Source organism: Algoriphagus aquimarinus (assembly GCF_007997215.1).
Classification (GTDB): domain Bacteria; phylum Bacteroidota; class Bacteroidia; order Cytophagales; family Cyclobacteriaceae; genus Algoriphagus; species Algoriphagus aquimarinus_A.
This window is the reverse complement of the sequence record NZ_VORW01000002.1, coordinates 591,129-603,384: the sequence shown is the minus strand read 5'-3', so window position 1 is coordinate 603,384 and position 12,256 is coordinate 591,129. Positions and strand designations below refer to the sequence as shown.

General features: G+C 39.5%; 8 protein-coding genes. All 8 read left to right on the top strand.

Translation table 11 applies throughout. From position 1 onward, the window contains the following. The first annotated feature begins 136 nt into the window (after window positions 1-136). The 8 genes from ESV85_RS07085 to ESV85_RS07050 all read left to right on the top strand — a co-directional run bounded on the left by ESV85_RS07085 (window position 137) and on the right by ESV85_RS07050 (window position 12,087). A complete protein-coding gene (locus tag ESV85_RS07085; protein WP_223275929.1) occupies window positions 137-1,219 on the top strand; it encodes a hypothetical protein in 1,083 nt (360 codons plus the stop codon). Window positions 1,220-1,249: 30 nt separating this feature from the next. Then, window positions 1,250-1,564, top strand: a complete 315-nt coding sequence (locus ESV85_RS07080) for an HPF/RaiA family ribosome-associated protein (RefSeq protein ID WP_146916070.1) — start codon at window positions 1,250-1,252, stop codon at window positions 1,562-1,564. Between the two features lie 367 nt (window positions 1,565-1,931). Continuing rightward, entirely contained in the window at window positions 1,932-2,483 is a 552-nt protein-coding gene (locus ESV85_RS07075; protein ID WP_146916068.1) for a ferritin, read from the top strand. Window positions 2,484-2,542: 59 nt separating this feature from the next. After that, entirely contained in the window at window positions 2,543-4,840 is a 2,298-nt protein-coding gene (gene katG, locus ESV85_RS07070) for a catalase/peroxidase HPI (RefSeq protein ID WP_146916066.1), read from the top strand. 209 nt (window positions 4,841-5,049) lie between these two features. Beyond that, on the top strand, window positions 5,050-6,546 hold the full coding sequence (locus ESV85_RS07065; protein WP_223275928.1) for a trypsin-like peptidase domain-containing protein: 1,497 nt from the start codon (window positions 5,050-5,052) through the stop codon (window positions 6,544-6,546). Window positions 6,547-7,461: 915 nt separating this feature from the next. Next, complete coding sequence (locus ESV85_RS07060; RefSeq protein WP_191321961.1) at window positions 7,462-8,754, top strand: APC family permease; 1,293 nt, start codon at window positions 7,462-7,464, stop codon at window positions 8,752-8,754. A 1,084-nt stretch (window positions 8,755-9,838) separates the two neighbouring features. Then, window positions 9,839-11,221, top strand: coding sequence for an NAD-dependent succinate-semialdehyde dehydrogenase (locus tag ESV85_RS07055; RefSeq protein WP_146916063.1), 1,383 nt, complete (start codon window positions 9,839-9,841; stop codon window positions 11,219-11,221). Between the two features lie 281 nt (window positions 11,222-11,502). Then, window positions 11,503-12,087 (top strand): hypothetical protein, encoded by a 585-nt coding sequence (locus ESV85_RS07050; RefSeq protein WP_146916061.1) that lies wholly within the window; start codon window positions 11,503-11,505, stop codon window positions 12,085-12,087. Window positions 12,088-12,256: the final 169 nt, after the last annotated feature.

The following is a 12,256-nucleotide window of genomic DNA, read 5'->3' as shown; positions in this document are numbered from 1 at the left end:
AAACAAATGCATGATGGAGTCTCATATTAATAATCACCTCACAATAAATATCAATAAAATGCCAATACAATCAGTCACACAAGAAGTACTTAATAAACTGCTATCTGCTACAGAAGCACCGTGCATCTCCCTTTACATGCCCACCCATCGGACGCATCCTGAAAATAAGCAGGATTTGATTCGATACAAAAATTTAGTCAAACAAGTCAGGGAGTCGGTAACTGAAAAATATCCTACTGCCGACATTGATAAGTTATTGGAGCCTTTTGAAGCACTTGCCATGGATCATGAATATTGGAATCATGCGAGCAATGGCCTTGCGGTGTTGGGTTCTTCCAAACATTTCGAAGTGATTCGCATGCAGCTACCTGTTGAAGCCCTAGTGATGGTAGCCGATAGCTTCCACACCAAACCGCTGCGGAATATTCTGCAGTCAATAGATCGTTATCATGTACTGGCCCTAACCCAGGATGCCATCCATTTTTATGAAGGCAATAGGTATTCACTCCATGAAATCGATCTTCCCGATGATTTTCCAAAAGCAATGGAAGCAGCACTGGGCAAGGAATTGACGGAGAAACATTCTACCGTAGCCTCTTATGGTGGTGTAAGTGGCCATAGCGCAAACATGCATCACGGACAAGGCGGTAAAAAAGAGGAAGTAGATAATGATGCGGAACGGTTTTTTCGTGTGGTATCCGATGCTGTTTATGAGCGTTACTCAAACCCTGAAGGGATACCCTTGATTCTCGCCACCTTGCCCGAACATCATTCTCTTTATAGCCAGGTAGATAAAAATCCATTCATGCTGCCGAAAGGAATTGACATCAATCCCGAATCTGTTTCAATAGAAAAGCTGACGGAACTATCGTGGGAAGTGATGCAACCGGTATATCTAAAAAAACTGGAGACACTGGCAGAAAAATACAATCAGGTAAAGTCAAAAGGCTTAGGTAGCGATAGTATGGATGAGGTACTCGAAGCCGCGGAAGCCGGCAGAGTAGAAACCATTCTTTTGGAAGCACATCGGGTCATTGCCGACAGATTAAGAAATAAAGTAACAGGTACGTATGAAATGGCTGATTTAACGCAACCATTATTAGTCGATCACCTGGATGAATTAGGTGAATTGGTCCATAAAATGGGCGGTTCGGTAGTTGTTGTGCCCAAAGACCAAATGCCCTCGCAAACAGGTCTAGCAGCCATATTCCGCTACTAATTCATAGTCATCATTATTAAAATAAAAAACATGATTATTCAATTTAACACAGACAAAAACATCAACGGAACCGAGGAGTTTACGGCTTCCTATATCGCTCAAATAGAAGAAGAACTAAGCAGGTATAGTGATCAGATTACACGTATCGAGGTTCATCTTAGCGATGAAGACGGTAATAATAATGGACTAAACGCCATGCGATGTATGATTGAAGCCCGAGTCGAGGGTCGCCAACCCATGGCAGTTACCGATCAGGCAGATACCCTTGATGAGGCCGTTTCGGGTGCACTTGATAAGTTGACTACATCACTACACACCATAATGGGACGGTTGAGTAATCACTAGCAAAAGGAGCTGTAGTTACTCTCTTCATCTCTATTTTAAGGGACCTTGAATCCTAAAATAAAATTTGAAATAACACGCTCATTTTTGCCTACAAAACAAAGAATGATATTATCCTGGAAGGGGAATTTGACAAACTATTAAGCGATAATTCCAGAGATATTTTATCTAAATAAAAAGTGGAATAATATTCCACCGGACAAATACTATATAGTTTTTATAAGCAAACAGTAATAGAATAGACAAACTCTTTTATCTCTTCGATCCTCCCCCATTGGTGAAAGCTATCGAAAAGCATTAGTTGATTTCAAAGGATAAAAAATCAATTGTCAAAGAAGTATTTTAATTATCATCTTAATTATAAGATCATATGAAAACGAACAGACTTTCAAAAAGTATTGAAACAGCATTAAATACACAAATGACCAAGGAAGCACATGCTTCGCAGATATATTTATCCTATGGCGCATGGGCTGACAAACAGGGATTCGGTGGTATAGCCAATTTTCTTTTTAGACATGCACAAGAAGAACGGAACCACATGATGAAAATATTGGAATATATTTTAAAAAGAGGTGCTGAAGTAGTGGTGTCAGCTATTCCCGCTCCAGCAGAGAATCCGGTAAGTCTAAACAACTGCTTTGAAAAAGTATTTGAGCACGAAGTGGATAATACAAAAGCAGTACACAAACTAGTAAAGAAAAGTCTTGATGAGGAGGACTGGGCTACATGGAATTTTATGCAATGGTTTGTTAAGGAACAAGTGGAAGAAGAAACCCTCGCGATGAACTTATTAGATAAAATGAAAATAGCTGGTGGTGAAAAAATGAGTAGTAATGCTATGTACACATTTGACAGAGATATGGAAAAAGCATCTGATGAAGTAACTGCAGCTGAAGATGTGACTACGGAGAACCCCTAAAATTTGAAGGAGTTACCAGAAAAATCATTATGAATGCGTTGACAATTATATAAATTATTATGACAGACATTGATAATCCAGAAAATCTCGGCAAGTGTCCATTTCGGGGTACCCGAATAGGAGGAGCAATTGGAACGCATCCCCAGGTTGACGATTGGTGGCCCAACCGTTTACAGGTGGAGCTGCTGCATCAGGATCAGCCGGCAGCCAATCCCATGAGTGACGAGAATTATAAAACAGCTTTTAATAAAATTGATTTCCATCAACTTAAGCAGGATATCAAGGCTTTACTTGTTGATTCAAAGGATTGGTGGCCAGCAGATTACAGCAATTACGGTCCGCAAATGGTTCGTATGGCCTGGCACGCAGCTGGTACCTATCGTATCGCAGATGGAAGAGGCGGTGCAGGACAAGCGATGCAGCGCTTCGCTCCTATCAATTCCTGGTGGGACAATGGAAATACTGACAAATCCCGTCGCCTTCTTTGGCCAATAAAGAAAAAGTATGGCGCAGCACTATCATGGGCAGACCTTATGGTTTTGACTGGAAATTGTGCTTTAGAAATCATGAATTTTCCTACCTATGGTTTTGGTGGTGGCCGACGTGATGCCTGGGAACCAGACCGCAGTACCTACTGGGGTCCGGAATTCTGGGAAGGCAAGCCGTTTAAGGAATCAAAAGTAGGTGAATACTTCGACGGTCATCCCGATAAAATGGTGACCCAAACGCTCCGCTGGGAAGGAGAACCTTCGGATGAGAATCGAGACCTTGAAAATCCGCTTGCCGCTACCCATCAGGCATTAATTTATGTAAACCCAGAAGGACCTGGTGGTAACGGGGAACCTATGGATTCTGCGCGAGCCATTCGGGAATCATTTAAGCGCATGGCGATGAATGATGAAGAAACGGTAGCCTTAATTGCAGGTGGACATGCATTCGGAAAGAGTCACGGTATGGTAACTGCCGATAAGATAGGTCCCGCACCAGAAGCAGCACCTATTCAGGCCATGGGCATGGGCTGGCAGAACCCGGAAGGCACCGGATTTGCCCAGTACGCAATGACCAATGGGATTGAGGGTTCATGGACGCCTGATCCTACGCAGTGGGACAATAACTACCTAATCAACCTGTTCAAATTCGAGTGGAAAAAAATTAAAAGTCCTGCTGGAGCCCTCCAATGGACTCCGATAGATCCAATGGCTCCAAAAACCCCAAATGCACATCTAAATGGAAAGATGGAGGATTTGATGATGATGACTTCTGATATTGCTTTAAAGGTAGATCCTGCCTATAGTAAAGTATGTACAAAATTTTTAAATGACTTTGATTATTTCACAGAAACCTTTGCAAAAGCTTGGTATAAATTAACGCACCGAGATATGGGTCCTCGAGTTCGCTATTTGGGCCCTGAAGTAGCAAAAGTGGATTTGCTGTGGCAAGATCCGATTCCGGTTTGTAATCATGAATTGGTAAACGATAGTGACATAGCCGCTTTGAAAAATAAGATCCTCGAGAGTGATTTAAGCGTATCAGCTTTAGTCTCTGCAGCTTGGTCTGCAGCTGCTGTGTACCGCCATTCTGACAAAAGAGGTGGTGCCAATGGAGCACGCATAGCGCTGGAACCACAGAACAATTGGGTAATGAATCGACCTGCTGAGCTTAATAAGGTTCTTGATACGCTTAAAGCAATTCAAAGTGATTTCAATGCTAATCAATCAGGTAACAAGGAAGTTTCTCTGGCTGACCTAGTTGTTCTGGGTGGTTGTACAGCTATTGAAAAGGCAGCCAAAGATGCTGGTAATCACGTTAAGGTGCCTTTTACCCCAGGACGAATGGACACTACTCAAGAACTAACTGATGTAGAAAGTTTCGATTACTTGAAGCCTGTTTCTGACGGATTCAAAAACTACCATAATGATAAAATAGGATACCGTGTGCCGTCAGAGCGAATCTTCCTTGACCGTGCCCAACTATTGACATTGAATGCACCAGAATGGACGGTTTTAGTAGGTGGCCTTCGTGTATTGGACCAAAATTACGATTACTCCAAACACGGTGTATTTACTGACCACCCCGGACAATTATCTAATAACTTTTTCCGTGTTCTAACCAGTATGGACTACGAGTGGGTTCCTCAAGGTGAAAACGAAATGCTGTTCAACGTCAATGACCGGAAAAGTGGAACTACAAAATACACAGCGACCCGCTGCGATTTGATATTTGGTTCCAATGCGCAACTGCGCAACATCGCTGAAGTTTACGGAGCTGATGATGGACAAGATCGCTTCGTGAACGATTTCGTATCAGCCTGGAATAAAGTAATGATGCTTGATCGCTATGACGTGAAGGACGAATAAAATTTCTATAAAAAGAAGGCTATGGAAATGCCCAGTTTCATTTGTATTGAAATCGAGCATGTAACAATAGAAAAGCAAATTATAATCATATGAAATCGAGCATGACTCAAAAGTCACACACTGGTATGATAACCAGCTTTGCGAGATTCCCCGTCCGAATGGCGTCAGCCGGGCAGGCATATGACCTATAAAAATCAAATTATAATCATATGAAATACAAATCTTTATTGATCATTGCAACGATGCTAATTAGCCACCAAAGTTTGGCTAGCTATTCAGTTGAAAACAGTCGCACTGAAGAATTTGCAAAGGATACAATTCTTCAATCCTTGTCGAACGATAGTATTCATTACAAAAAATCACAAAATGTAATGGGAGATTTTGTCACGGCATCGAGGGCAATTACACCATCAGTAGTGCATATTAAAACGATTTACGAAGGATCAGAAACATCCGAAAATTCTGGACAGCAATTTAATGGGGTACCTGGCAAAAGCAGTTTTGCAATGGGCTCAGGTTCTGGGATAATTATTGAAGCAGATGGTTATATCGCTACAAATAATCATGTTGTAGAAAATGCTGATGAGATTGAAGTTATACTTCCCGATAAAAGAATATTCACCGCTACATTAGTTGGCCTTGATCCAAATACAGATCTGGCATTATTAAAAGTAAATGCTACGGGGCTTCCTGCAGTAAAATTTGGAAATTCTGATATTGTAGAAATAGGCGAATGGGTATTGGCAGTTGGTTACCCATTCTCACTCAATACAACGGTTACGGCTGGAATTGTGAGCGCAAAAGCAAGAAGCATCGGAATTATTAACCGACCAGGTAATAATAGTGACGGTAATTCTCCAAACATGAACACGGCTGTTGAATCCTTTATTCAAACTGACGCAGCCATTAATCCTGGAAATAGCGGTGGGGCACTGGTGAATTTAAATGGTGAATTAATCGGCATTAACAGTGCTATTGCTTCACAGACCGGCAGCTACTCAGGCTATGGATTTGCAATTCCTGTAAATCTTGCTAAAAAAATTCTGGATGATTTAAAAAAGTATGGCATTGTAAAACGGGGTATACTAGGTGTATCATTTCCCGCTCCCATTGCAGAAGATCAATTTTTCAAGCAACAGGGACTTGATCCGGCAAAAGTAAAAGGCGTTTATATAACGAGTGTGCTAAGAGAAAGCGCAGCAGAAGCATCGGGATTGCAGGAAGGTGATATCATTCAAAGTATTGATGGCGTACAAATGACATCATCAGCGGAATTTTCGGAAAGGATCGCGAGGCATAAACCTGACGATATTATTAAACTGAATTATTTACGTAAAGGTACTACCTATACTACTTCCGTTACTTTAAAAGGAGATGAGTCCGTAAAGACTGCAAGCAACGTAAATGAATCTCTTGAAACTATACACAATAAACTCGGAGCTGAGTTTACATCGCTAACGAGAGATCAGAAACAACAATTAAATCTGTATTCAGGTGTCATCGTAACGGATGTTCGAAGAGGAGGTTTTTTTGAACAGATCGGAATTCCCAAGAATACGATAATCGTCTTCATTAATGGTAAGCCAGTTGATAACTCAGAAGAGATTGATATGGCTTTGCTTTCAGCACAAAATGGGATCATTCAAATACTCGCTATTGCACCAGATGGCTCCAGGGTGGTATTCAATTTCTCGCTAGGAACTTAAAGTAAAGAGCGTACATCGTATTGAAAATATTTAAGTATCTAAAACAGAATTGAATGAAAGAAAATGAAATCAAGAATGATTGATCTTCAGTTGCTTATCAGGCATTGTTAAGGTTTACAAGGTGGTGCATTAAGTTCAGCGACAGTCTCTATAAAAATACTTTGGCTTTATATATAGGCAATAGCCATTGCGTGCATTGCCTGAACGGTTACGCACGAAGAGGTTTTGCGTGAGCCCATAGACTATTGGAAATTTAACTCCAGAACAAGTCCAGCAGACCAATCAAAAAACTGAAAGGTTGTGGAAAAACTATTACACTAAAAATCGTACTCTTGTAAACTCATTGCAGGACTAATTAAAATTGTAAATCTATAACAGTACTTAATCTTTAACCTGTAAACTTTTTTTAGGACGAGTCACTATTTACCATGACCCCGATAGCTATCAGGGCCATGGCGCCGCCACGGCGGGCAAGTTATTTATGGTTTGACTACTTCGTGGTCATTCTATAGCCGCCGTTCGTGTTTTCACGAATGGCAATTAAACTAGTGTATCGCCGTTCACGTCCCCTAGGCTTTAGTCCTTAAGCCTATATAAAGTGAGAATTATGTAACTATTGCCAATCCATGCGTAACACTTTCCTTTTGTAATGCACTAACCTTTACAAGGTTGCTGAAAGGCATTCTACAAATTTTTGTCAAGCTATTTCGAAGCATGCGTGCTTATGACTAACCTGCTGGAGGAGTATCTGCTATTAGGCCACATTTAAAAACGATTGAAAGATACTTTCGGAATTATTGGCCGCATCAGACTGTAATTCACACTGAGAAATGAATAGAAGTTTGAATGATAAAAGGGTGAACAAGTAATGGTTTTACTAAGCTGAAGTGTACGAAGAAATACGTCATGGAGAAAATGGATAAATCAAAAAATAAAATTGGCTTATGGTCAGCAGTGGGAATCGGAGTTGGTGCAATGATTGGAGCTGGGATCTTTGCACTAATGGGACAGGCCGGTGCGATTGCTGGCAAAGCAGTTTATATATCTTTTATCGCAGGCGGGATAGTTGCCGCAATTAGCGGATATTCATTGGCAAAGTTAGGAGCCCGTTTTCCTGCAGCTGGAGGTATCGTAGAATATGTTGTTCAGGCATTTGGAGTAAACGTTTTTTCCGGAGGGGTAAGCGTCTTGTTGTATTTATCATCCATACTGGCACTTTCACTTTTAGCGAAGGCTTTTGGCAGTTATGCTGCAGCCTTATTTAATTTAAAAGGATCGCTGATTTACACCAATATTTTTGCTTTAGCAATAATGGCAATACTTGGAACCATTCAGTTTTTTGGAGTAAAAAAAGTGGTTAAGTTTCAGAATGTAGCGGTGATAATTACCCTGGTAATATTGGTGGCATTTGCCACAGTGGGGCTGATCTATGTAAAGCCTGAATTAATGGCGCCGGCACTATATCCTTCATCCGATAAAATCTTGTTCAGTATTGCCATTACCTTCTTTTCCTATGAAGGATTTAGAATAATTACACATACCGCTGAAGATATTGTTAATCCCGAGAAAAACTTGTCAAGAGCAATTTTCATATCCATTGGAATAACCATGGTTATCTATACTGCGTTGGCGTTTGCTGTTTTTGGCAACTTGGAAGTTGACAAGGTAATCGAAGCTAAGAATTATGCTTTGGCTGAAGCCTCGAAACCTATTTTTGGTGCACTCGGCTTCACTATTATTTCAATTACGGCACTTTTCGCTACATCGTCATCTATCAATGCGGTATTATATGCCACAACTAATATCTCTTATCAAATGGCCAAAGACGGACAGCTGCCAGGATTTTTTGCCAAAAAACTCGGATACAGCAGAGAGGGATTACTCGTTAGCTTGGTCATAACTGCTTTGCTAATAATATTCCTGGATTTATTACAAATAGCTGCTGTAGGCTCCATTACCGTATTGTTTATTCACACGGTAACTCATTTAGGCCATCTTAAAATTATACATCAAACTAAAGCCTCAAAATTTTTAGTTGGTACAGCCTTGCTGACAACATTAACTGTTATCGTTTTATTTTTGATCTATTCTATTAAGGGCTCCTATACTATACTTTTTTTGTTTGTTGGAATACTTGCTTTATCGTTCTTGATCGAATTGATGATAAGATTATTGATTAATAGAAAAGTTGCTAAAAGTAATCCTTAGCAGAGCATACAAATTAAAATTCACGGACTGTACTAAAAAAAAAAACAATCCTAAACTAAAATATCAATCAGGAATTGATTTAAAATCCCCTTAGCACACTAATTTGTACCACCTCCGTACAACTTCAGATATATAAATAGCAAAAAACCAAACAGTTAACACTTACAGTATCGGGAAGTAATTACATTTACGATGATACGCTAAACCCTTCTTTTTATTATTTTAGGCTGTTTTTGCTTTCTTACTTAGTATGATGATCGGGACATCAATATTTGCTCTATTGAGGTAAGTAGCAGAACTCGAAAAATTTTTTATTCCCCTCATTTTTTTGATAGCTGCTTTTATATCGGGCCTTTCCACTACACCATAAAATTGCCCAAGAGGTTGGAATCAAAACCTACTTCAATTTACCCTATACTTCTCAAAATAAAGGAACGGTGGAAAACAGAATTGGACTAATAAGGGCACTCCTACCTAAAAAAACTGACTTAAATGAAATCTCCGATGATACAATTGCGGAAATAGAAAACAAAATCAATAACAGGTCTATCAAAAAGTTTAATTACTTATCGCCTAAAGACAAATTAGTAACTTACAGAACTGTTGCATTAGTGGCTTGAACAGGACATTCCTTATACTATGTAGTTAAAATCGCTATGCTAGATTATATGTATTGAGCATAATAATATGATTAATTAATCGGTAACTATTACCCCAATTAATCAGCATATTATACCCCAACTACTTCTTATTTTTTAAAGAATAATTAATTATAATGCCCTCATCGATCATGATCCGTATTTTTTTTATTGGGTATAAATATTGGGATAAGATGAGAGAAATAGATATAGTTTGACTGGAGGTCATATGCAATTCTGAAAATGTGTGAATTATATACTTTATTTTTCAACTAGGGTATCGATATAATTTCAACTACAAGCAGCTTTATTATGAAGATTTGCTTCAAGCAGTAGCTCTAAATCAGAATTGGAAAAAGGTTATAGTCAGAACTAAATCTAAATTTCATACTTTAATAATTTTAGAATTTGTTTAACAAAATAAATTCTATCTAAGCTTATAAAATATGTCCATACAAACAGTAAATCCAAACACAAATAAGACTGTAAAGTCATTTGAAGAAATGACACAAAAGACGGTTGATGCCAAGGTAGCCAAAGCGCAAGTAGCTTTTGCCGATTGGAAAGAAACCAGCTACCAACAGCGAGCCGATCTGCTCTATAAGGTAGCTACGCTTATGCGTATCAAGAAGTCTGAATTAGCTAAAACTATCACCCTAGAAATGGGCAAAATCATTGCTCAGGCTGAGGGAGAAATTGATTTGAGTGCCGATATCATTGATTATTATGCTGATCATGCTGAAGCGTTTCTTGCAGATAAAGTACTCAATCCGGAATATGGAACAGCCCTCGTTCGCAATAGTCCCATTGGAGTGTTGTTAGGCGTGATGCCATGGAATTTCCCGTACTATCAAGTAGCCCGCTTTGCAGCCCCTAATATCATGGTAGGTAATACTATCCTATTAAAACACGCCTCCATTGTACCACAATGTGCTGCTGCTATCGAAGAACTCTTCGAAGAAGCAAACGCTCCTGAAGGATTATATACTAACCTATTTATCTCCGGAAAACGTGCATCAGCATTAGTTTCTGATAAAAGGATAAAAGGCGTTTCCCTAACGGGAAGTGAAGAAGCCGGTGCTAGTGTAGCTGCTGAAGCTGGAAAACATTTGAAAAAAGTCGTGCTGGAACTAGGTGGTAATGATGTGTTCATTATACTGGAAGATGCCGATATGGATAAAACGGTAGAATGGGCAGTTGTTGGCAGAATGAATAACAACGGCCAATGCTGTGTAGCCTCAAAGCGGTTTATTGCTGTGGAAGCAATAGCCGATGAGTTTATCCAAAAGTTCAAGGATGCATTATCAAAAATGAAAGTGGGCGATCCCATGGATCCCACAACAGAATTAGGTCCAATGAGTAGTGAAGAAGCTGCAGTTCATTTAGCCGACCAGGTGAAACGATCTGTAGAGGAAGGTGCTAAGGTTCTATTGGGAGGCAAACGCGCCAATCGTGAAGGTGCCTTCATGGAACCTACCATACTCACCGATCTGAAGCCCGGCATTGCAGCATATCACGAAGAATTATTTGGTCCGGTGGCATCCTTCTATGTAGTAAAAGACGAACAGGCTGCTATTGATCTGGCTAATGATTCTGATTTTGGTTTGGGCGGATCAGTGTTTACACAAGACGTCGAACGTGGTAAAAGAGTCGCGGATCAGATTGATACCGGAATGGTCTTTATCAACCACCCTACCTGGACACAAGCCGATCTTCCCTTTGGTGGAACCAAGCAGTCTGGCTTTGGACGTGAACTCTCAGAGTTGGGGATACAGGAGTTTGTTAATAAGAAACTCATTCGGGTAAGCAAATTGAATGATCCTTTCTAATTGTAGAATAATGGTACTAGTAGTGGTTTTGCTATAAAAGAAAAACACAAAATATGTAAATCCGCAATCGCACCAGTAAAGGCCTAAAAGCGACTTATAATATGGTAAAAGTTGGCATTTAGGCCACTTCGGTCATCGGTCTTCCGTCCTGCAAAGCAAAGAAACTATCGCTACTGGCATCATCCGATAGCTATCGGATGCGGATAATCATACTATAAAATAGCAATCATTGATGAATTAAAACTGTCAACAAAATATTATTAAATCTAAATCAAAGTAACATGAAAACTATAGTAAAAACATTACTCGTTTTTAGTGTGATTGGCTCATTAATGAGCTGTAAATCCACCTTTAATGCTTACGAAACGATGGAAAATCAGGAAAACAGAAATGCGCTTTATCAAGAGATCATTTCTAACCAGAGCCAATTCAGCGAATTTATCGATTTGGCACAACAGAATGAAGGTGCACAAAAGATAATGATGCAGAACCATATGCAAATGATGGAATCTGGAAAGATGAAAACAATGATGGAGAAAAACCCTGAAATGAAACAGAAGATGGAATCGCATATGCAGAAAATGATGGAGAATCCTGAAATGAAAGAAAAAATGCAAATGATGATGCTCGATAAAATGTCTGGAAGTTCGGAAGGAAGAAAGATGTTGATGCAGAAAATGCATGAAAACAAAGAGATGCAAGGGGAAATGAAAGAAAAAATGATGCAAAAAATGAAAGAAAACCCTGCGATGATGGAAGAGATGATGGAAAAAATGATGGAGAATCCTGAAATGAAAGCAAAGATGATGGAGAAGATGAAAGAGAAAAATAAGGGAATGAAGATGAAGGAAATGGATCACAATTAAACTGATAACATCAATAATAATTTCATTAAATAAAATATCAATAGCTATGATGTACAATGGAGATTATGGATATATGGGAATGCACCTTGGCTGGTGGTTTTTCATAATTGTAGTAGTACTCTTGTTTGGGACATTCTTTTTCAGGTCGCGCAGAAGAAGATGATTACTC